This window comes from Oceanispirochaeta crateris (assembly GCF_008329965.1).
GTDB classification, from domain to species: Bacteria; Spirochaetota; Spirochaetia; order DSM-2461; family DSM-2461; genus Oceanispirochaeta; species Oceanispirochaeta crateris.
In genome coordinates, this window is sequence record NZ_CP036150.1 from 1,634,577 (window position 1) to 1,657,418 (window position 22,842).

Sequence of the window (22,842 nt, forward strand, 5' to 3'; positions counted from 1 at the left end):
ATCTGCTCCCTTGAGAGCCACACGTTCTGTCAAAGATGCCGTTGTTTCACGGTCATTCAAGAGCAGAGGAATTTGAAGAAGGATATCACCACTGTCCATTTCTTTGGCCAGAGTCTGTACTGTGATTGCTCCGGAACTATCCCCTCTGAGGATCAGACTGTTCAAGGGAGAGGGCCCTCTCAAATCAGGCAGGCGAGATGGGTGCAGATTGATTCCCCCCCGGGAAAGAGATCCAAAAATGCCTGGGAAAAAATCTTGCCATAGGCAATACAGATAAGGACTTCTGCTCCCAGATCTTTTATTTCCTGTCTGATTTCGACAGTCAGTTTCTGGGGTTGAAAAATCGTCAACCCAAGTTCGAGAGCCGCCTCCTTCACGGGGGAAAACTGAACTTTTTTTCCGCGACCACTGCTTTTATCCGGATTAGTCAAAACTCCTACGATGTCATGATGGGCAGAAAGGGCTTTGAGAGATGGAACAGCGATATCCGGTGTTCCCGCAAAGAGAATTCTCATTGATCCTCCACAGATTTTTTGTACTTTTTCAGGAGTTTTTCCCGTTTCCTATCTGATAAATAATCAATGAATAAGAGGCCGTTCAAATGATCCAGTTCGTGCTGAATGCAGGTAGCCAGAAGGCCTTCGGCTTCCATTTTAAAGGGTCGGCCTTTCTGATTCCAGGCCTGAATCTGTATGACAGCGGGTCTTTTCACATCACCATACATCCCTGGAATACTGAGGCATCCTTCTTCGTAGGAAGAGAGTTCTTCACTTGTCCCGATGATTTCAGGATTTATAAAAACCAGGGGCTTCATCTGGTCCACCTGACAAACAAAGAAACGTTCATTCCTTCCCACCTGAGGGGCTGCCAGTCCAATACCAATGCCTTCAATGGATTTTAACATTTGGTTTGTATAATTCACCAACTCCTGATCTATATTTGTCACAAGCGTAGATTTTGTTCTCAAAACTTCCAGTTCTTTTTCAACATCAATTGTATATATGTCCATTAATTCCTCTCATAGAAATAGTACTCAAAAGCTTATGTTAAAGTCAATCTTCTGCAAGGCCGGAGAGACTCTGTTCTCAAAGCAGCTGAACGGGATCTATGTCAATTTCCCTGTATATGCCCCTGGGAACATCTGAATGGCTCAAAAGAGAAGCCGTGATCCTGTGAATACCTGAAAAATCATCTTCGCTTCGGATCAATGTATGATAACGGTGATTTCCAGAAATGACACCAAGAGGGCATTCTGCGGGCCCCATCACATCGGGAAGTCCCGCCTGCCGGAACAACTGGGTGAGTTCTTCCAGGGCTTCCAGGACTTTTCGGCCATCTTTCCCCCTGTAAACAATACGAATGAGCCTTGAAAAGGGAGGGAATCCCATCTCTTTGCGCTGATTCAATTCAAATTTATAAAAGGCTTCTATATTCCCTTGGCAGCCATAGACGATGGCCGGATTATCAGGTCTCATTGTCTGAACAAGGACCTCCCCATCGTTTCTGTATCGCCCGGCTCTTCCTGCTACCTGCACTATAAGTGAAAAAGATCGTTCGGCGGCCCGAAAATCGGGAAGAGAAAGGCCTGTATCTGCCAAAACAATCCCGACTAATTTCACTCCTGGAAAATTTAGTCCCTTGGCAACCATCTGGGTTCCCAGGAGAATATCAATGTGACCATCACGGAATTGAGTTATGGTCTCCTGCAGCACTCCTTTTTTTCGGGCGCTGTCTGTGTCCAGGCGGGCCAATGTAGAATCTGGAAATATGGCAGCCACCTGCTCTTCAACCTGCTCCGTACCAAATCCAGCATAGCCGACATCCATGGAACCGCAGTCTGGACAGAGAGTCAGAGGTTTTACCTGATATCCACAATAATGGCAGATCATTCTATTTCTATGTTTATGATAGGTGAGAGGGATGCTGCATTGTCTGCACTTCATTTCAAAACCACAGCTGCGACAATGAAAATAATAGGAGTGCCCTCGCCTATTTAGGAAAAGGATGACCTGCTTTCCCTCTTTTAGAACCCGATCCATTGCCCGGATCAGCTCCTGGGAAAGGAGGCTCTTAGATTTCTTCAGATCAAGGATTTTGATATCAGGGAGAGCACCACCGGCGGGTCTCTCTTTGAGAAGCCGTTTTTGAAATACCCCCTGCTCCATCATGGCCCAGGATTCTACCGAGGGTGTTGCGCTTCCCATCAAAAGTTTTGCTCCGCTCATCTTACAGCGTTTCATAGCCACCTGACGCCCATGGTACCGGGGTGTAGAACCTGACTTATAGGAGGTCTCATGCTCTTCATCCAGAATGATGAGTCCAAGATTCTTAAGAGGAGCAAAAACGGCACTCCTGGCTCCCAACACGATTGTGGCATCACCCGATTGTATACGCCGCCATTCGGTCAGTTTCTGAGATGGAGTGAGATGAGAGTGGAGGACCGCAGGTTTCTTGTCAAACCGTCCAGTCAGGTCGTCTACCATCTGATGTGTCAATGATATTTCAGGAACCAAAAACAGCACGGTTTTGCCCTGAGCCAGGACCTCTTCGGCGACTCTCAGAAACACTTCTGTCTTTCCCGATCCGGTGATTCCATAAAGATAATGATAAGATTCAGAGCTTTGGGTTATCTGCCGGAGTGCATCTTCCTGTTCGGAAGACAGGACGACTCTTTTATGCAGTTCGTCCTCTGGGCTCAACCCTAAGGGGGGCAGATTTTTCTCCTTTTTTCCTCCGGGAAGCATGACCGAGAGGGCTTCACCGAGGGAGCAGAGATAAAACTCGGATATCCACCCGGCCAGATCCAGCAGATCTTGTCCGAAAAGGGGCTGAGTATCCAGTATCCTCAAGACAGCCTTGGCCTCTTGAACAGCTTCGGGTAGAGAATCTGAAGCTGAAATGACCCACCCGTTCAGATTTCGTCTTCCAAAGGGTGCCGAAACACGACAACCTATCAGATCGGCGGCCTTGCGTTCCTCCCCTTCGGGCAGCCTGTAGGAAAAACAGGATTTAAGGGGAAGATTAAATACAACTTCTATAAACTCAGCTGCCATTCAAAATGTTCCGGAGACTCTTCAGATCTTCCCAGACCGGCCTTTTTAGCTCACCAAAATTCAAGACCTGAATGGGAGAGTATGTCACAACCAGGGGAACACCATACCAGTCATACAGTCGTCCCCGCATTTCACTGACTTTCATCCCCTTCTGACCCGTAAACCAGGCGGAGCAGGAGGGACCCATTGATAGAAGAACTCTGGGGCGTCGTCGATTAAGACGAAACTCCAAATCCTTTGCACAACGGGTTATCTCTTCTGGAAATGGCGGGCGACTTCCTGGAGGACGGCAGCGGGTCAAATTCATCAAACAAAGATCTTCGGGAAGATTCATATCGATGGCAGCCATCCATTTCTGAAAATAATCCATCTCATCTGGTCCCAGGGGGAAGCCCAGTCTCTCTGCTTCCAGGGATGGAGGGTCGGTTATGACCCATAGATCAGAATTTTGATTTCCCATTATCGGTACAGCCTTGCGTCCCGCCTTACTCATTGAACAGTTCTGGCAGTTTTCGGAAGGGAAATCAGTCATATCCTGGGGTTCTGTGACAGGATCTGCCATTTGGGTGAGAGACTTTTTGACAGAGAAGTCCGGAGCCTGGGATTTGCCGCTTTCCATACCGAAACGGAGATAGTCCTCTGCTCTGGATAACAGCTTCCAATAGTCAGTATAGAGTTCGTTCTGATCCATAAATTACCTTATCAAGAAATAATCCTCGGGGTTTGGCTGTCGGCCCCGCAAGACTCCTGTTTTTACCCTCAAGAATACCCTGAATCTCATGAAAAGATCCACCGTTTTCAAGCTGATGAAGGATGGTCCCGACCATGGTTCGAACCATTTTCCAAAGAAATGCATTTCCGGCGACACGGAAAACAGTAAAAGGCCCCTCTGTAAAAAACCGGGCGCTGTGAATCGTCCGGATCTTGTTTTTATTGGGGTCCCGTGCTGCAGCAAAAGATGTAAAATCATGAGTCCCCGTCAGAGCCTGAGCCATCTGATTCAACTTGGGGATATCCAAATCCAGGAGGCAGGGAGTTGAATAGGCCGTCATATGCGCCATCTGATCCTTGGGATGAACAAGATAATACCGGTAGACTCTCATTACGGCATCATAACGAGCATGAAAATCGGGATTCACTTCCCGACTCTTATGAATCCGGATGTCCCGTGGGAGTTTAGAATTCAGGGCCATCATAAAGCGTTCGGATGGAATGGAACATGCCTTGGATTCAAAATGAGCCACCTGGCTATTGGCATGAACTCCCGAATCGGTTCTTCCCGAGCCTATGAGAGTGACGAGCTCACCCCCGTGCAAACTATTGAGAACCTTTGTGATTTCTCCCTGGACTGTTCTTCCTGATTTCTGGATTTGCCATCCTTCAAAATTTGTCCCGTCATAAGAAAGATCCAAACGGATTCTACGAATCAATTCCAAGCTCATTCAACTCATCCTTAATCAGTTTGTGAAGATCCCTGGATAGCTCCAGGAGGGCTGTGGGTTTGGCCTTGGAAGATTTTCCCATGCCGACAATCCGGGATACAGTAGATCGTGCTTTTTTTAGCTGCTTTGCCCGGCGCTCTGGATTCCCTCGCTGACCATATTTATATTCGAGATATCCAGAAAGGTACAAAACTCCGTCAAAACCGAAATTATTATCCAGATCCGGCCCAAGATGAGTAAGGCTTTCAACGGATTCTTCCCCTTTCTGCTCCAAATCAACAACTCTGGAATAAAAAAAACTGGCTTTTCTATAAAAGACCTTGGCCAGATAGTCATAATTTTCACCCTTATCCTGACTGTGGAGGTCCATACAAAGCCATGACGCTCTCAGGCAGGAGATGGCCTGTTTGAAATGGGGAGCCATGATGGTGGGAGCCGATTCATAACACATTGATGAAAACACATAGGAAGCGACTCCTTCCTGTAATCTACGGGAATTTCCAAAATCGAGGTCAGGAAACAACGAAGACAAGACCATCTTCCGCTCACCAATTCCCTGTTTCAATTGTGGAATTCTCTCTCCGGACACATTTGCAAAGTCCGTGGGGAAGGCGGAATAATAACAGGAAGGACAAACGACGATGGGATAAAGCAAGGGGTATACGGCACCAAATTTATTGGTGGGGATATAGATTCGATGCAGCTCTTTTGTGAGATCACCCGCATTCATCCTTCCCCCACCAGAGAGGAGTTCTTCTTTCTGAAAAGTATTCTCACAGACGGGACATTCCAGCTCCTGCTTTGTCAAAAAAGTGAGTTTTACAATATTATCAGCCACCCGAAGCCTCCTCGATAATGACCTGTGCTATGGAAAGTGATGAGTCGTGACTGAGGGACAGGAATACAGCCCCAGCGCCATTTTGTTTCAGAGCCTCTAAGGCAGAACCCTTCAAATGGAGTTCCGGTTTCCCATTGGGGTCTAAAACAACTTCTATATCCTTCAGCCTGATTCCTCTCAGCCCTGTACCCAAGGCCTTCCCAAAGGCTTCCTTGGCAGCAAAACGAGCGGCCAAAGATGCCGAAGCGTGATGTCCTTTTGATTGAACATAGCTTATTTCATCATCACTGAAATACCTTTTCAACAGATCTGTATTATTTAACCATTCTCGGATCCTCTGAATATCCACAATATCAATGCCGGTTCCCCTGATCATGGTTCCTCACTTCGATAGGAAAAGGAAACAGGGATCTCTCTGGGGCTATATTTAAGGACTGCAACGCCCTCAGGGATGTCTACCTGAACAGGGAGAGTATAGGTTCCTGGAACAATGATCCTGGAACAGTCAATATAAAAATGAAGATCCCTTGCTCTCAACTGCTCCAACAGAAGCTGGCTGCCTTGAAGGGTTATGGCAATCTCAGGGAGATTTTCTGTGATGATAAACCGGGGATCTAAATCGACTGAAACAATTTCAAGATTTGTAAGATTTTGAATGATCACAGCTTCATCGACCACACCTCTGAACTCGACCGTATTGCCACCAGGAAATGTGATGTTATCTCCGGGAGGAATCAGCCTTGAACTGACTGTAAAATCATCGTACCGTCCGGAAAGATCAATTTCCTCTGTCTTGATCCCTGTCACCGATTCTAATTGAGACCGAGGTCCCTGTACTGTCACATAGGTGGGAGATACAAAATACTGAACCAGTTCGTATCCGTTTGGAACAAAAGCAATAAGAGCCGGTTGGATTTCAAGGCTGCGAATGACCTGTTCTTCCTGAGTAATGGTAACCTCCCGGGGTTCAACCAGAACTTCCATAGTATCTTCATAGTTTCCCGAAGATGACTGGAGGTTGATTTGGACGGGAACCTTGAAGGTGCCTTCATTTTGAAATCCCCTGAAGTCGGCTACGGCGCTGATTTCATTTTCAAGAATGGAATAAATCGTCTCTTCTGTCCCCCTCAAATTCACTCTAACACTGACTGGATAACTTCCAATCACCGAAAGTCCCTCTGTTGTGAGGATATCTAAAGGGATGCTGAAGTACCGTTCTTCCAGATTGTTTATCTGATAAAAAAGAGATAACAGAATGGCTGCCAGCAGGGAGAGGATTTTGGCCATCCAATGATCAAACAGAATCTGAGTCAATCCTTTCTTCATGCTCCAGACCCTCCTGTATCATCTCCTGGCTCATCCCTCAGATTCAACAGCTGTCTGAGACGGAATCGTACCTCATCCAGAGTGAGGGCATAGAAGATATGAGAGTCATAGGCCAGTGAAATAGCTCCTGTTTCTTCGGACACAACCAGAACCACAGAATCGGTCTCTTCGGCCAATCCCAAGGCAGCACGGTGCCGTGTTCCGAAGCTTCTGCGAATATCTGCCTGCCTAGAAAGAGGCAAGAAACATCCCGCGGCGACGATTTCACCGTTTTGAATCACAAGAGCACCGTCGTGAAGGGGCGTATCGTGTCCAAAAATCGTAATGATCAGAGAAGAGGATAAATTGGCATTGAGCTTAGTGCCTGTATCGATGATATTTTTTAGCCCCACATTCCGCGCAAATACGATAAGAGCCCCTCTTTTTTGCCCAGAAAGGACTTCCGCGGCTCCTAAAATGGAGTCCATTTGAAGAGAACGCGTTCTTGTTTGGAGTCTAAAAAAGTCCCGTTGACCGATTCTGGTGAATATGCTTCTCAGCTCGGGCTGAAATACGATGGCAATACCGATGAAAATTCCAGGGGCCAGCAAATTCAGTATCCATAAAAGAGTGCTGAGTTTCAAAAACCAGGCGGCTACATAGACAAGAGCCAGAAGGGAAGCCCCTTTGAGGAGCTGAATAGCCTGGGTTTCCTCCATGATGTTATAGGCTTTATAAATCAAAAATGAAAGAAGAGCTATGTCGATAAAGGGCCTGATGATCTCTCGAAGAGCCCAGCTATCCATCAATCCTTCCATGAAATCTCCTGCAACATCCGAACCATCTGACTGGTTTCAAGCACATCATGAACTCTTAATATATCAACACCCTCCGCAGCGCACCATCCGTTGGCTGTGAGAGATCCAATGAGTCTGTTTTCAGGATCAGTGTCTAAAATCTGGCCGATAAAAGACTTGCGGGAGAGCCCCATCAATACAGAATAACCCTCTTTGCTAAAGCGGCGTATATGACGAATAAGATCGAGGTTATCCTTTAGGGTCTTTCCAAACCCGATCCCCGGATCCAGCACTATATTCTCTTTGAGAACACCCGCTTTTTCGGCTTTCTGAGCTGCTTGGATAAGAAAATGGAGGACTTCATCCACGACAGATTCATATTGTGGCTTGTTCTGCATATTTTCAGGTGTCCCCTGCATATGCATGAGAATAACAGGGCAGTTTTTCTCCACCGCCAGGGGAGTCATTTGAGGATCATCCCTGAGGGCCGATATGTCGTTTATGATATTGGCTCCTGCATTCAGAGCCGCACGGGCAACGCCACTTTTTCGAGTATCGATAGACAGGGGAATATCCGTTTCTCTGCGAATGGCTTCTACCACGGGAATAATCCTCTCCAGCTCTTCATCCTGGGACACATAGGAGGCCCCGGGCCTGGTAGACTCACCGCCTAGATCTAGAATATCGGCACCTTCCTTAACCATGGACAAAGCCTGGCCAAGTGCTTCCCCTGGGCCTTGTTTACGGCTTTGGGAATAGAATGAGTCGGGGGTGCAGTTGATTATTCCCATGATCAGGGTCTTTTTATTCTTATGTATCATCTTACCTTCACAGAATACACTATTGTTCTTTTTATTTAAAGCAATTTTGAAAGTCCTCGGAGAATCCCCCCTAAGGGCAGACTCCCAAGATCAATCCTCCAGGATCAGAATTTCTACCCTTCTGTTCAGTTTTCTCCCCTCATCACTGTTGTTATCACCCAGGGGTTCCAGCCCTCCCATTCCCGAATACAAGAAGCGCTCAGCGTCAATTCCCCTGCTGGTTAATTCTTGAACGATCAGCTTGGCACGGTCTTGAGACAGTAGGATCTGAGACTCCATAGTACCAATGTCTGCGGTGTGCCCTTTGACATAAAAAGTCCTTTCTGGAACAGTTCTCAAGATTTCTGCCAATGAATCAAGAAGAGGTCGATCTTCCGGAAGCAGCACGGCCTTATCGGGTTCAAAATGGAGATTCTTCAGATTTAGAGCCAATCCTTCTTTTCGTGTTTCTACAGAGATCTGATCCTCCAGGGCATCACCATTCTCGTTGAGAGTATCATTGAGTTTTTCCGACAAGGATATCTCCACTTGAGCGGCCAAACCGGGTCTGTCCAGAAGTTCAATCCCCTTGTAAAAGGTGAGGAGAAACCCCTTCTCTCTCAGGCTGCTTCCATCCTGGTACAGATATTCTTCTTCCATGAGATCCTTCATAAGAAGAAACTCCCGGGTTTCTTTGTCAATGAGGAGGGAAACCACATGTTTCCCGCTGAGAGACTTCAAAAAGGTGTCGGCGTCTCTGGATTGCCCCAGGCGGTACCGCACGGCATACTGTGCCTTGATCACATAGACCGTCCGCCCTTCCCAGACATCCTCCCCTAAAAAGGTATACTCACAGTATTGAGGCAGTACGGCCCGGTTCTTCAAATCCGGAGAACTGATTACGACTTCAATACCCCCTTCCCATTTATCACCGGGGCTGAGGGCCTTGTCGGGAAATGTGGGGAAGCTTCTCAGACGGGGATAGGCAATACCGGAAACCAGCATAGTCCCTTGGCTGTTGAGGCTATATGTGACGTCTTCATTTCCTATCACAGCAGAGGCTGTTTTAAATCCATCTTTGGCTGTTTCTTCCAGGTGGTAAACCTGTCCTGAAATACGAAAAAGATCCGGACCAATTTGGACAGTATCATATATACCGCGGTTCTCACGGTAAACATGTCCCTGGTACCGGCCATTTCGGTACTGACTGAGGTTGAATTTCTCAATGACCCTGTATTTTTCCCCAGGTTCAACTGAGAATATAACAGCATCATCCTGTGCCATGAGGCCCTGTAGGGAAAAGATCATCAGAAAAAAGAATATGAAATCAATTTTCCTTTTTTTCCAGGGTACTGGTTTTAATAAACCGGGCACTGCTAAACTCCTTGGGTTTGATTCTAACCCCCTGGGCTTTCACACCTTTCACCAGATAATTTTCCAGAGGGAAGGTGTCTAATCCCGTTCGAATCAACGATTTCTGTATAAAATCCACCACAATGGAGACATCCGTTTTCGTTGTAAAGCGCACAAACTGTGAATTTTCAGGCAAGAGATCATAGACCTTATTTAGAATAAACTGGGTCACCTTACAGCGTTTTACATAGGGATATCCATTTTCTGTATTCCGATAAACAATTGAAAAAACAGTGTTTTCCAATGTTTCCTTATCAGTTAATCCACAGTAAAGCATGCCCTTTCCAATAAAAAATTTATCGGGGACGTCCATAACCTGATAGCTGCAGTCTTTTCTTACAATAAGGATTCTGTCATAGACGGAAGCCTCACAATGAATAACCCCGGAAGAGACATCCGAACCGATGTATCCCGTTTCCTTGTTGTACCGGATTTTGAGATTTTTCTGGGCAGCATCGCGGATATCCACCTTCTGTATATCCATAATTTCTGTTTTACGCGGCATGAGTGGAGCCTGTTTTTTGATAAGCTCATCCAGAGTGGCAATAGCGTACTCCTTGAGATGTTTCAAATGATGCTTGATCTCCTTGAGTCTAGCTAGGATTTCGTCCACTTCCTTCTTCATCTTATTGATGTCGTATAAAGAAATTCTTCTGATAGGAATCTTCAAAAGACGCTCAATATCTTCCTCTGTTATATCTCTTGTGATTTCCTTCATATAGGGAAGGAATCCGTCTCTTATGGCCAATGAGATGGTCTCGGGACTCTTCATCTGTTCAATGGCCTTATATATACGCTCTTCAATGAAGATCCTCTCCAATGTACGGGCATGAAGACGATCCAGGAGCTGTCCCTGTTCCAGAATCAGCTCTTTTTTGAGGATCTTAATGAGCTGTCCAGCATGGTATTCTATCACCTCTGGAATGGTCATGACCTTTGGTTTAGAATCCGGTCCAATGACCAGGAGATTCAGAGAGAGAGACACTTCACAATCGGTGAAGGCGTATAGACCGTCCAGAACATCCTTTGTATGGACTCCCCTTGGCAGAGTAATTTCTATTTCAACCGTGTCTGTTGTGAAATCGTTAATCCTGCCAATCTTGATCTTGTTTTTACGGGCAGCAGCCTCAATTGAAGTGATGAGGGTCTCGGTTGTAGTCCCGTAGGGAAGTTCTGTGACAGTTATTTTTTTGGGATCTTTAGTATCTAATTTAGCCCGGGACAGGATTTTTCCATTCCCTTCTCTGTAATCGGTAACGTCTACGAGTCCACCTGTGGGAAAATCCGGATACAGTTCATAACCCTCACCCATCAAAAAGGAACGTTCTGCCTTTAGAACCTCCACCAGGTTATGGGGAAGAATCTTTGTAGACATTCCTACGGCGATTCCCTCGGCTCCTAACACTAGTATCAATGGTATTTTGCTGGGGAATACTATGGGTTCCTTACGTCTGCCGTCATAGGTTTCTTCAAAATCTGTAATTTCTGGATTATAAAGGATTGTTTTTGCCAGAGGCAGGAGACGGCACTCGATATACCGTGCAGCCGAGGCGGGATCTCCGGTAAAGATATTACCAAAGTTTCCCTGTTTGTCGATGAACAGGTCCTTGTTTGCCAGATTGACCAGAGCTCCATATATCGATGCATCTCCATGAGGATGATACTGCATACAGTGGCCCACCACGTTGGCTACTTTATTAAACTTTCCGTCATCCACATCAAAAAGAGATTGGAGGATTCGCCTCTGAACAGGTTTGAGCCCATCATCCAGATGAGGAATGGCTCGATCCTTGATAACATAAGAGGCGTATTCTATAAAGTTGGTGTTAAAAATTGAATTTACATATGCCATCAGACGAGGTTCTCCATTATGTATTTGCGTCTATCCGGCGTATTTTTGCCCATATAGAACTCGAGGATTCCGCTGGTTTCCTTCATGGATTTGATATTGACCGGAACAATTCTCATATCCTCACCGATAAACTGACCGAATTCATTGGGAGAAATCTCCCCTAGACCCTTAAAACGGGTGACTTCATTCCCACGAAGAGATTCCATTGCCTTATCCCTTTCGGCCTCATTATAACAATAGATGGTTTGCTTCTTGTTCCGAACCCGGAACAGAGGCGTTTCAAGAATATACATATGCCCGGCCTGCACCAGCTCTTCAAAGTAGTTGAGAAAAAATGTAAGCAACAGGTTTCTGATATGAAAACCATCATTATCCGCATCGGTTGCCACAACAATTTTATCGTATCGCAAATCATCAATAGAATTTTCGATTCCAAGGGCCATCATCAGGTTGTATAGCTCTTCGTTTCTGTAGATATCCGCTTGTTTCTTTCCGTAGGTATTCCACGGTTTTCCCCGCAGAGAATAAATGGCTTGAAGGTAAACATCACGGCAGGAAACCATGGACCCTGTTGCCGACTGACCTTCTGTAATAAAGATAGTGGAATCCCGTCCTTTATCACCATCTGGTCTATGATACTTGCAGTCTTTCAATTTAGGGATATTTAGGGATATTTTTTTGGCCGCAGCCTTAGCTTCCTTCTTGACGGCATTCAACTCTTTGCGGAATTTCTCATTGTTGATGATTTTATTTTCCATGGCTGATGCCGCATCACTATTCTTATGCAGAAAATCGACAATTCCCGCCTTTGTTTCATTGACAATCCAACTCCGGATGTCTGAGTTTCCAAGCTTGTTCTTTGTCTGACTCTCAAAAACCGGGTCTTTGATTTTGACAGCTATGGCTCCTGCCATCCCTTCTCTGACATCCTGACCGGAATAATTCTTCTTGAAAAAATCATTGACTCCCTTGAGCAAACCTTCCCGGAACGCACTGAGGTGAGTACCTCCATCGGAAGTATACTGTCCATTCACAAACGAAAAATAGCTTTCACCATAAACATGATTATGAGTAAAGGCGAACTCAATTTTTTCGGACTGGTGATACCCGATATCATAGATAATATCATCTCCCACTTCTGAATGGAGCAGGTCCCAAAGACCACGTTTGGATTCAAACTTCTGTTTGTTAAAATAAATGCGCAGCCCTTTGTTCAGGCAGGCATAGTTCCAGCACCTCTGTTCCAAAAATTCTTCGGTGAAGTTATATTCTCCAAAAATCTCCGTATCAGGAATAAACTCAACAAAGGTTCCATCGGCTACTTCCGGAGCATTTCCTTTCTTTTGGGAAACGAGATTTCCCCTTTCAAATATAGCCTCTGCAAATTTACCATCTCTGTAAGCCCGAACAAGAAAATAGGAAGACAGAGCATTCACTGCCTTTGTACCCACTCCGTTAAGACCTACCGAAAACTGGAAAACATCATCGTTATACTTTGCTCCCGTGTTGATGATTGAAACACATTCGACAATTTTACCCAGAGGGATTCCACGACCGTGATCCCTGACCTGAACCTTATGATCCTGAAGAGAAATATCAATTCTATTGCCGTAGCCCATGATGAATTCATCAATAGCATTATCTACGACTTCCTTGATCAATATATATATTCCGTCATCCGGATTATTCCCGTTGCCCAGTCTTCCGATGTACATTCCAGATCGGAGACGGATGTGTTCCAGAGAACTAAGGGTTTTTATTTTGCTTTCATCATAACTAGTCTTTTTGGCACTCATAGAGGGAAATGATATGCTCAGACATGATTTTTGTAAAGATGGTAGATAAATTGAGCTTCAGGGATGACACACTCATCTGGCTAAGTCGCCGTAATGCCCTCCAGCTGTTCAACAATTGGTTTCATCAGCTTCTCTACCCACTCATTCTTATCAGGAAAAACAGCGGCTTTGCCGTTTTTTACATATTCATCACAAAATTCAGAAAGTTGAGACTGACAAGATATAAGCATCTGATGAATGATGAATTTGAGAACCTTTTCCATGGGACTGTTATTGTCAACAATATCCTCAATACGAGCCTGGTTTAGTAGCATCCATTGAGCCTTTTGAAACAGATCCTCCATGGCCTCTTTGATCTTTATGGATTCTTCCTTTTCATCGGAACTTTCAAGGCTATGAAACAGAATCACCAGCTCTGGATATTTGAAATTGATTCTGTAGATTAGAAGTAGCAGATGGTAAAGCTTATCCAGGAAATTTCGTTCCTCCTGGTCCAGCGTCTCAAGTTCGTCTATGGCATCCAGCACCATGGGGGTATATATATCATTTAAAAAGCAACGTCTTTGAGAGTAGGTCTTCACCCAAAGATCTTCAGAAACTCCCGTAATATTTGCCAGTATAGCCGGGGGCAGGTCTGTTTTATTCTCCCTTAGAAGTTTCCTTGCCAGCGAACGCACCAATACGTCCACCTCTCTATCATCATGAAAAAAAGAATCCATCCTAAATTGTCGATTCGTTGAAAAAGACATACAAATATTTTATTCCAGTTCTTTAGAAAAGGAAACAAAACCTTTCTTTTTTATTAATGAATATAAAAAAACGCTCCTTACGGAGCGTTTTCCAATTCAATTCAAAATAGGTTTATTCGCAGTTCTTACCGGCGAACTCTTTTACAAGAACAGCCAGCTCCTTCCCACGCTGATATGCCAACTTCATTTCTTCTTCTCCAGGGGCACCCTGCCACTCTACGGATTCCAGAAATTCCCATTTGAGATTTTCTGTTGCGGTCCCCAGTTCTTTTTCTGCTCCACCGGACCAGCCGTAGGAACCAAATCGAAAAGCCTTCTTATTCTGGACTTTCTTGCGATTGAAGTCATCAATGACATGAGCCATGGGGGGAAACATCTTGTACTCATAGGTTGGCATACCCAGGACAATACCCGCAGATTTCCAAGCATCTGCCAGGATGAAGCCGATATCATCTTCTGGAACCCTGTACTGATGAACGGGAACTTTCTCACTCCTGATCCCCTTGATGACCTCGGAAACAAGTTTGGCAGTATTTCCATACATGGATCCCCAGATAACCGTTATCTCAGGACAGGCGGGACCCTTCATGTAAGAGGCAAAACGAGCATACCGTTCTACAATGACAGAAGGATTTTCTCTCCATATAATTCCATGGGAGGGACAGATCATCTTGATTTGAAGCTCACTGAGCTTCTTGAGTCCCCGTTCAACAAAAGTAGAAAATGATGCCACTATGTTGGCATAATAGCGAAGAGCTTCCTTTTCAAAGAATTCATGCTGGTCATCAGAAAGTTGGTCATCAAAAACAGCAGTATCATCCACTTCCCCATAGGAACCGAAGGCATCACAGGAAAAAAGAATCTGATCTTCAATAAGATAGGTCATCATCGTTTCAGGCCAGTGAATATTGGGGGTGTCAAAAAACTGAAGAGTCTTTCCCTGACCCAATTCAAGAGTCTCTCCATCCTCAATGGCATGGACATTTTCGACAATGCCACAAAACTCTTTGATCAGGGGGACAGCCTTCTTACTACAGTAAATCATCATTTCCGCATTTTTGGATCTGAAATCCTTCAGCCAGCCCGTATGATCTGGTTCCATATGATTGATGATAATAAAATCTATATTATCAGCGTTAACACCGATTTCATCCATCTGAGAGCTTATACTCCGTGGAAAATCATCCTTGTCCTGGGTAAGATCGATCACGGCAGTTTTGTCGCCTCTTACAACATAGGAATTGATGGATGTACCATCCGGAATGGACCATATTCCTTCGAATAGATTCCCCGGTTCGATGTTAACTCCCAATCGGTAAACATCCTTGGTTATTTCAACAGATTTCACCCTAAACTCCTCGACGTTAATTATTATTATTTAAATACTCTTAAGAGTATAGCTAAATTATAGGGAGGAAACAATTCCCTTTTCAAGGAAAAATCCATCCCAGATGATGAACTATCCCCTCAGTGAATTTCAGGTTCGGGCAGCCTTGGCAAATCTCTCTTCACGAAGCATTCTAACGAGTTCTCTATCAAAACAGGCGGCAAAGGCTTTGACTTCCTTTGGCCCGTAATTTTTCCCCTTATCCTGTCCAATTCCGGCTTCTCTCATCATCTGCATAAAATCCCTTTGAGCCAAACGTTCACTCACATTGTCTTTTGTGAAAAGATTTCCCCGGTCATTCATAACAACCAGACGTTTTTTTACAAGTGCCGATGCCAGGGGTATATCCCTTGTCAGGATAAGATCTCCCTGCCGGGAATGCTCAAGGATGTAATCGTCCGCACTATCCGGGGCATTGGAGGTGAGAATCATGGAAATATAGGGAGATTCAGGCAGAGGAAGACTGCTATTCGCGACATAGTGAACTTGTATTTTCTCATTGATACAACGGGTATTGATTATATCTCGGACCTGTTTAGGGCAGGAATCACCATCAATCCAAACAGTCATGGAAGAGGAATCCTGGCAATAAAGGCCTTCCCGGAACCTTCAATGATTCTGGGTGAATCAGAGTAGCTAAGGAAACAGGACTCTCCGGGGCTGAGACTAACAGATTCGACGGCCTCTCTCAAAGTCAGCCCCCCCTGGACGACAATCAGTATTGAAACGGGGTACCCCGCCTCTAAAGAGAGGGATGAACCATCACAATCTAGGGCAACCAGCTCAAACTCACGGGAGTCCGTTTTGTATACTCCCGTTCCGTCTGCGCTTCTTTCGGGGACAATTCTGGTGATATCCGCCGATTCAAAACGCAAGATTTTTTCAAGTTCACCGATGTCCATGTATTTTTGGGTCAGCCCGCCCCGAAGGACATTATCCGAATTTGCCATAAGTTCTACACCAAAGCCTTCCAGATAGGCATGGAGTTCTCCTGCGGGAAGATAGAGAGCTTCTCCCTCTTTCAGGCAAAGGGTATTGAGGTAAAGAGGTGCCAGGATTCCCCGGTCTCCCGGATATTTGTCCTGGAGTTTCAAAACCCAGTGACAGGCATCATCTTCCTGAAGGGCACACCATGACAGTGCTGCCGTGAGAAGCTCTGACAGTTGAGGCTCTTTGAGGTTCATGAGGGATATAAAGAAAGATTTCAAAAATAGCGATTCATCCTCCGCCGATTCACTGAAAAGCAAAGGCTGAAGGGACTCGGGACACCAGGAAGAGAAATAGGACAGGATTTGGAGGGGAGAACGAAACCCTTTCATAGCCCAGTAATCCCCTAGGGCACAGATGATTTCAGGCTTGTGGTTATCATCCTTGTAATTGCGATTAAACCCATCTAAGGGGATTCCCTGTTCGTTCTCATAGGCGAAACCGGCCTCGGCTTGTCCCTTACTCGGGTGTGCCTGTATGGAAAGAGGTTCACCGGCTGCCAGCAGTTTAAGCAAATAAGGCAGGTTTCCAAAGTTCTGATGAACACTGCTACCCAGAACAGCATCAGGATCGTTGCCAATATAGTCTTTCAGATCTAAAGGAGCACGTCCTTTCAATTCAACCTGGGACATTCCCCGAGGATGAATTCCCATCCAGAGCTCAGCCAGAGGACCTGTCTTTTCAAGTCCCAGCAAATCCTGAAGAAAGTGTTTTGACCCCCAGGGGTAGTCCTGGAGTCTGTTTATCATCTTCATTATCATAACTTTATTATAGACACTTTTAGGAAACAGAAAAAGCCATATCTCTGAATCAATATAGGGATTCCTTTTATTCTACTAGACAGTGTCCCCTGGTATCAGGAGTGGGAGGATCGTCTTTGTGGTAGCCTTTCTCTCGGGATCAGCTATGATTTCCAAGAGCATTTTGGCAGCCTCTTCGTAAATGAGTGACGGTTGAAGGTCCACTGTGGCCATCCGAAAAGGCAGAACATAATTGAGAGGCATATTATCGTATCCGATGAGCCCGAGATCCTTCCCGGGTTTGAGCTTGTGATCCTGCAGGCACTGAATGACCCCAATTGCGGTCATGTCATTGACAACGGCAATACAGTCAATCCGCCCGGATTTGAGATCTCCCAGGATAGACAGAGCCGCATTGTATCCCCCTTCTTTACCGGGATCTGTAATGATTTGATGAATATCTTGTCCCCACCCGCTACAGAATCCCCTGTAGCGGTCGCGATTTGGGATGATGGCCTCCGGGAGGTAGGAGATATAAACGGGATGGCTGTATCCGGCCTCTTTTAGATGGCTCGATGCAAGACGACCTCCCTCAAAATTATCCGTTGTAACACAGTGATTCATCCTAAACTGGGAGGTATGGTGGGAAAGAACTGCCGGGACATTCATCCTCTGAGCTGCTTGGGCTTCTGTTTTTTCATCCACATCATAAAACAAAACACCATCACACTCCTTCTCCCACCTGATCCGTTCCACATCATCCGGAGATCTCAGAGTTTTTAAATTCAGCCGGAACATAGAGGAATCCACAACGGGGAGGATTCCCGTCAATGCATCTGTAAAAAACCATTTGGAAGCGGGAAAATCCCCCCAATACCAGGGTCGGTCCTTTTTTTCAAACCGGACAAGACTAACCTGGCCCGTGCCTCGCCGCCTGAGAGCACTGGCAGATTTATCCGGAGAATAACCCAATGCCTTTGCCGCATCCAGGACAGACTTTCTTCTAGATTCAGACACTCTTTCGGGATTATTATAGACCCTGGAAACTGTGGCACTGCTGACCCCGGCCAGGGCTGCTACTTTGTCCCGGTTATTTTTCCCGCTCATGATGACCATCCTTGACAGATTTCTTCTGCCCTAGTATTGTACTCGTGTACATTTGTTTAATCAAGACCTTTCTTAGGAGTATCAGAATGGCTGACAAGATCGATTTAAAGGAACAACCTCACCGCCGGCTCAACCCCCTCACAAAAGAGTGGATCAAGGTGTCCCCCCACAGGACCAAGAGACCCTGGAACGGCCAGGTGGAAAAACCCATGCTTGATAAAAAACCGGCATTTGATCCTGCTTGCTATCTCTGTCCTGGAAACGAAAGAGCCGGAGGGCATAAGAATCCGGATTATAAGGGGACCTTTGTCTTTGAAAATGATTTTGCCGCCCTATTGAAGGACACTCCCCAATCTGAGTTAAACGACGGACTGTTCCAGGCTAAATCCGAAAGAGGACTCTGCAAGGTCATCTGTTTCTCCCCCCGGCATGATCTAACAATTTCACTGATGAACCTTCAGGAGGTCACAGCGGTTGTCAAAACCTGGCAAAAGGAGTTTACAGACTTAGGCAAACTGGATTACATCAACCATGTCCAAATCTTTGAAAACAGAGGATCCGTCATGGGATGTTCGAACCCCCATCCTCACGGCCAGATTTGGGCAGAAGAGATCATTCCGGATATTCCCGCCACTGAACAAAAGAACCAAAAGGAATACTTGAAGAAAAATGGAACCAGCCTCTTAACAGACTATGTCGCATCAGAGCTTGAAAAAAAAGAGCGTATTATCTTCGAAAATGACAGCTTTGCGGCTCTCGTACCTTTCTGGGCCGTCTGGCCTTTTGAAACCATGATCCTCCCCAAGAGACAGATGCGAAATATAATTGAAATGAATGAAAAGGAAAGTACTGATCTGGCCGATGCCCTCAAGAGGATGGGAACGCGTTTTGACAACCTCTTCCAGACAAGTTTTCCCTACTCCATGGGCCTTCATCAAGCACCCACAGATGGTGAAGACCATGAAGAATGGCATTTTCACATTCACTACTACCCGCCGCTACTCCGTTCTGCCACGGTGAAAAAGTTCATGGTGGGATATGAGATGCTGGGCATGCCTCAACGGGATATCACGGCTGAAGGCAGTGCGGCCCGTCTAAGAGACTGCTCTGAAGAGCACTATACATTGACAATAGGAGCCTAAAAATATGAAAAAATCCGAAATTCTGAATCAAGTGGAAAATGGAAAACTGAACCCTCTGTTCGAGGAACTCTACGGTCCTGAGGATCTTGATTGGCAGAAAAACCGCTGGGGAGATCTTGTTAAGAAACATGAAGCCCTTTATGGAGAACAGGATATCCGTCTTTTCAGCACACCCGGTAGAACAGAACTGGGAGGCAATCATACAGACCATAACAGAGGCAGAGTTCTGGCCGGATCGATCAACCTGGATACCATTGCCGCTGTGTCTCTCACAGGAGACGACAACATCACAATAGATTCAGAGGGTTATCCTCCGGTGAGAGTTGATATTTCCGACCTCTGGGTTCATGAAGATGAAAAAGGGAAAACCGAGGCCCTGGTCAGGGGGATCGCCGCCTACTTTAAGGAAAGAGGATTTGCCCTGGGTGGATTCAGAGCCAATACGACGAGTTCGGTCCTCAAGGGGTCAGGCCTCAGTTCATCTGCCGCCCTAGAAGTTCTGATTGGAACTATTTTCAGCACCATTTTCAACGATAATTTGGTCAGCTCTACTGAAATTGCCAGGATTGGACAGTTTGCTGAAAATCACTATTTCGGAAAACCCTGCGGTCTTATGGACCAGATTGCCTGCGCCAATGGCGGCATTGTCGCCATTGATTTTAAAGATCCGGAGAAGCCGGTTATCAGCCCTGTAAAATATGACTTTCACCGAGCGGGATATTCCTTGATGGTTGTGGATACTGGAGGAAACCATGCCGATCTGACTCCAGAATATGCAGCCATACCCGATGAAATGCGGTCTGTTGCTGCTGTTTTCGGTCAGGAGGTTTGCCGTGATGTGGAGGAAAAAAGAGTACTGGAATCCATCAGTGAATTAAGAACCAAAACAGGCGACAGGGCCATCCTGAGATCCCTTCATTTTTATAACGACAACAAGAGAGTCTTAGCCATGCTGAAAGCCCTGAGGTCTAATCAGATCGATGAATATTTGACACAGGTAAACAGATCAGGTCACTCTTCCTTCTGTTTCCTGCAGAATGCTTATCCTGGAAAAGCCCCCCGGGAACAGGGCATTAGCCTTGCACTAGCCTTGACAGAAGAGTTTCTGGGTGAAAATGGAGCCTGTCGTGTTCATGGAGGGGGATTTGCCGGTACCATTCAAACCTATGTTCCCAATAAAAAAGCTGAGCTCTATCAAAACTATATGAGCACTTTTTTCGGAGAGGGATCTGTCACCCCTTTAAGAATAAGACCTCTTCCCTCTATGCAGATCTTGGAGTGATCCCATCCTCATCTTTCATTTCAATTGGATTAAATGCAGCCATCTTTAAAAGGATAGCTGCTTTTTTTACTCCCCTTCCCGATGATTACAGACTGGATTTTGCCATTTACGGCAATACCTTTTTTGATTTTGACAATCTTGCACTTCAACTGATAGTCCCCCTAAACTAGTCTACTTTTTTAGATAATTTATACAATTCCCGGATGCTCTTGGTGTCCGGGTTTTTTTGTTTTCGACCTTCTTCATTGAAGGGTCTCCAAAGACCTTAATATCTTGACGAGACCTCCTAAAGTCCTTATAAACATAGATAACAATTCCATTGGAACAAACGGATCTAAAATCGATAGATTCTTAAAGAATAGGTCCGAATATGCTAAACCGGAGAGATCCTTTTCCGAACAGCACTATAGGATGTCCCTGATGGGACTGATGATAATTTTAAGGAGTTTCACACAATGAGTACTTTATCACCTCTCCAGAAGGCACGTTATGCCTATCAACCAAAATTGCCTGCAGTTCTACAGGGAGACATCAAAGACATCACCTGTGAGTTGGGAGAACCCACCCAGGCTATTTCCGATCAGGAAGAACTTAAAAGCCTATTTGCCAATACCTACGGCAACCCCATTGCCCGTTTTGTTAAAGGAAACAACCCTAAGGCGGGAGAAAAGATCAACATAGGCGTGATCCTCTCCGGTGGTCAGGCTCCCGGCGGTCACAATGTCATAGCCGGAATTTTTGACGGCCTCAAAAAATCCAACCCCGAATCCAAACTCTACGGATTTCTGGGAGGACCTGCAGGAATCATGAAAGACAATCTTGTAGAAATTGATGATGAATTGATGGATGCCTATAGAAATACCGGAGGATTTGACATTATCGGATCAGGCCGGGATAAGCTGGAAACAGAAGCTCAGTTTGAGCAGTCCCTGGCCACCTGTAAAAAACATGACATCAGCGGTGTTGTCATCATTGGTGGTGATGACTCCAACACAAATGGGGCTGTTCTGGCCGAATACTTTGCAGCGAAAGACGCGGGGATTACAGTAATCGGTTGCCCCAAAACTATCGATGGTGACTTAAAAAATGAATACATCGAAACTTCTTTTGGTTTTGACACTGCCACAAAGACCTATTCCGAACTGATAGGAAACATCGAAAAAGACGCTAACTCTGCCAAAAAATACTGGCATTTTATCAAACTAATGGGAAGAAGTGCGTCCCATATCGGCCTGGAATGCGCCCTGCAGACCCAGCCTAATATCTGCATCATCTCCGAAGAAGTGGAAGCCAAAAAAATGACACTGAAGCAGGTGGTAGATCAGGTTGCCGACGTCATCGTTAAAAGAGCCGAAAAAGGATTGAACTTCGGAGTCGCCCTGATTCCAGAAGGTCTCATTGAATTCATTCCCGAAGTGGGCGCCCTTATATCCGAGCTGAATGACAAAATGGCTCACCACGCAGACTATTTTTCAAGTCTAAAAACTCTTGAGGACCAACAGGAATGGCTGAATCAGCAGCTCAGCAAAGACTCTTCTTATGTTTTTTCCGCTCTGCCCAGATCCATCCAGGAACAGCTTCTCATGGACAGAGACCCTCATGGAAACGTCCAGGTTTCACGGATAGAAACAGAAAAACTTCTCATAGAAATGGTAGGACATAAACTGGCTCAAATGAAACTGGAAAAAAAGTTTAATGGCAGTTTCAATGCTCTGGCACACTTCTTCGGTTATGAAGGACGCTGTGCTTTCCCCTCTAATTTTGACGCAGACTACTGCTATACACTGGGTTATTCTGCTTTTATCCTGATGTCTCATAAATTAACCGGATATATTTCCAATGTTGCCAGTCTTCAGAAACCTGCCGACCAGTGGGTTCCTGGCGGATGTCCTCTCACAATGATGATGAACATGGAAAGAAGACACGGTTCAATGAAGCCTGTTATCAAAAAAGCTCTGGTAGAACTCGATGGAGCTCCTTTCAAGGCCTTTGCGGCTCAAAGAGACCAGTGGGCCATAGAAACATCCTTCACCTTCCCCGGTGCCATTCAGTACTACGGACCCGATGAAGTTTGTAACCAACCCACCGAAACTCTGAAACATGAAAAAGCCTAATAGCTTTTAAGACCAAAAAATGCTGCCCCTTTCAGGAG

21 protein-coding genes and 1 pseudogene are annotated in these 22,842 nt (G+C 45.5%); 4 read left to right on the forward strand and 18 right to left on the reverse strand.

Annotated elements, in window-relative coordinates; translation table 11 throughout:
• Positions 1–42 precede the first annotated feature (42 nt).
• The 18 genes and pseudogenes from EXM22_RS18405 to EXM22_RS07520 form a co-directional block, all read right to left on the reverse strand.
• A pseudogene (locus EXM22_RS18405) lies at positions 43–515 on the reverse strand (methionyl-tRNA formyltransferase); the annotation flags it as partial.
• Positions 512–1,009 carry a peptide deformylase gene (gene def, locus EXM22_RS07440; protein WP_149485910.1) on the reverse strand — a complete coding sequence of 166 codons (498 nt, stop codon included), beginning with the start codon at positions 1,007–1,009 and terminating at the stop codon, positions 512–514. The gene def and the pseudogene EXM22_RS18405, both read right to left, overlap by 4 nt.
• A gap of 76 nt (positions 1,010–1,085) precedes the next feature.
• Positions 1,086–3,053 carry a replication restart helicase PriA gene (priA, locus tag EXM22_RS07445; RefSeq protein WP_149485911.1) on the reverse strand — a complete coding sequence of 656 codons (1,968 nt, stop codon included), beginning with the start codon at positions 3,051–3,053 and terminating at the stop codon, positions 1,086–1,088.
• Positions 3,043–3,744 carry a uracil-DNA glycosylase gene (locus EXM22_RS07450; RefSeq protein ID WP_149485912.1) on the reverse strand — a complete coding sequence of 234 codons (702 nt, stop codon included), beginning with the start codon at positions 3,742–3,744 and terminating at the stop codon, positions 3,043–3,045. Before EXM22_RS07450 ends, priA begins: the two co-directional genes overlap by 11 nt.
• Entirely contained in the window at positions 3,719–4,495 is a 777-nt protein-coding gene (gene truA / locus EXM22_RS07455; protein WP_149485913.1) for a tRNA pseudouridine(38-40) synthase TruA, read from the reverse strand. Before truA ends, EXM22_RS07450 begins: the two co-directional genes overlap by 26 nt.
• Positions 4,473–5,333, reverse strand: coding sequence for a DUF2225 domain-containing protein (locus tag EXM22_RS07460; protein ID WP_149485914.1), 861 nt, complete (start codon positions 5,331–5,333; stop codon positions 4,473–4,475). Before EXM22_RS07460 ends, truA begins: the two co-directional genes overlap by 23 nt.
• On the reverse strand, positions 5,326–5,709 hold the full coding sequence (locus EXM22_RS07465; RefSeq protein WP_149485915.1) for a holo-ACP synthase: 384 nt from the start codon (positions 5,707–5,709) through the stop codon (positions 5,326–5,328). The genes EXM22_RS07460 and EXM22_RS07465 overlap by 8 nt, the downstream gene beginning before the upstream one ends.
• Positions 5,706–6,659, reverse strand: a complete 954-nt coding sequence (locus EXM22_RS07470; protein WP_149485916.1) for a CdaR family protein — start codon at positions 6,657–6,659, stop codon at positions 5,706–5,708. The genes EXM22_RS07465 and EXM22_RS07470 overlap by 4 nt, the downstream gene beginning before the upstream one ends.
• Positions 6,656–7,456 carry a diadenylate cyclase CdaA gene (gene cdaA / locus EXM22_RS07475; protein ID WP_149485917.1) on the reverse strand — a complete coding sequence of 267 codons (801 nt, stop codon included), beginning with the start codon at positions 7,454–7,456 and terminating at the stop codon, positions 6,656–6,658. Before cdaA ends, EXM22_RS07470 begins: the two co-directional genes overlap by 4 nt.
• Positions 7,444–8,256 (reverse strand): dihydropteroate synthase, encoded by an 813-nt coding sequence (folP, locus tag EXM22_RS07480; protein WP_149485918.1) that lies wholly within the window; start codon positions 8,254–8,256, stop codon positions 7,444–7,446. Before folP ends, cdaA begins: the two co-directional genes overlap by 13 nt.
• A gap of 90 nt (positions 8,257–8,346) precedes the next feature.
• The gene (locus tag EXM22_RS07485) at positions 8,347–9,609 is read right to left on the reverse strand and encodes an OmpA family protein (protein ID WP_149485919.1); all 1,263 of its coding nucleotides are present in this window, start codon (positions 9,607–9,609) and stop codon (positions 8,347–8,349) included.
• Positions 9,563–11,500 carry a DNA topoisomerase IV subunit A gene (locus EXM22_RS07490; RefSeq protein ID WP_149485920.1) on the reverse strand — a complete coding sequence of 646 codons (1,938 nt, stop codon included), beginning with the start codon at positions 11,498–11,500 and terminating at the stop codon, positions 9,563–9,565. The genes EXM22_RS07485 and EXM22_RS07490 overlap by 47 nt, the downstream gene beginning before the upstream one ends.
• Positions 11,500–13,296, reverse strand: coding sequence for a DNA topoisomerase IV subunit B (locus tag EXM22_RS07495; protein WP_149485921.1), 1,797 nt, complete (start codon positions 13,294–13,296; stop codon positions 11,500–11,502). Before EXM22_RS07495 ends, EXM22_RS07490 begins: the two co-directional genes overlap by 1 nt.
• An 80-nt stretch (positions 13,297–13,376) precedes the next feature.
• Entirely contained in the window at positions 13,377–14,045 is a 669-nt protein-coding gene (locus EXM22_RS07500) for a hypothetical protein (RefSeq protein WP_149485922.1), read from the reverse strand.
• Positions 14,046–14,157: 112 nt separating this feature from the next.
• Complete coding sequence (locus EXM22_RS07505; RefSeq protein WP_149485923.1) at positions 14,158–15,393, reverse strand: FprA family A-type flavoprotein; 1,236 nt, start codon at positions 15,391–15,393, stop codon at positions 14,158–14,160.
• 129 nt (positions 15,394–15,522) lie between these two features.
• Complete coding sequence (locus EXM22_RS07510; protein WP_149485924.1) at positions 15,523–16,002, reverse strand: YaiI/YqxD family protein; 480 nt, start codon at positions 16,000–16,002, stop codon at positions 15,523–15,525.
• Positions 15,999–17,180, reverse strand: coding sequence for a mannose-6-phosphate isomerase, class I (manA, locus tag EXM22_RS07515; RefSeq protein ID WP_149485925.1), 1,182 nt, complete (start codon positions 17,178–17,180; stop codon positions 15,999–16,001). The genes EXM22_RS07510 and manA overlap by 4 nt, the downstream gene beginning before the upstream one ends.
• A gap of 75 nt (positions 17,181–17,255) precedes the next feature.
• Positions 17,256–18,266, reverse strand: coding sequence for a LacI family DNA-binding transcriptional regulator (locus EXM22_RS07520; RefSeq protein ID WP_168203403.1), 1,011 nt, complete (start codon positions 18,264–18,266; stop codon positions 17,256–17,258).
• Positions 18,267–18,352: 86 nt separating this feature from the next.
• Here EXM22_RS07520 and EXM22_RS07525 point away from each other — a divergent pair, with 86 nt between their 5' ends.
• From EXM22_RS07525 to EXM22_RS07535, 4 genes are all read left to right on the forward strand, one after another.
• Positions 18,353–19,408, forward strand: coding sequence for a UDP-glucose--hexose-1-phosphate uridylyltransferase (locus EXM22_RS07525; protein ID WP_149485927.1), 1,056 nt, complete (start codon positions 18,353–18,355; stop codon positions 19,406–19,408).
• A 4-nt stretch (positions 19,409–19,412) separates the two neighbouring features.
• Positions 19,413–20,690, forward strand: coding sequence for a galactokinase (locus EXM22_RS07530; RefSeq protein WP_149485928.1), 1,278 nt, complete (start codon positions 19,413–19,415; stop codon positions 20,688–20,690).
• On the forward strand, positions 20,687–20,860 hold the full coding sequence (locus EXM22_RS18215; protein ID WP_168203404.1) for a hypothetical protein: 174 nt from the start codon (positions 20,687–20,689) through the stop codon (positions 20,858–20,860). Before EXM22_RS07530 ends, EXM22_RS18215 begins: the two co-directional genes overlap by 4 nt.
• A 285-nt stretch (positions 20,861–21,145) precedes the next feature.
• Entirely contained in the window at positions 21,146–22,804 is a 1,659-nt protein-coding gene (locus tag EXM22_RS07535) for a diphosphate--fructose-6-phosphate 1-phosphotransferase (RefSeq protein ID WP_149485929.1), read from the forward strand.
• Positions 22,805–22,842 lie beyond the last annotated feature (38 nt).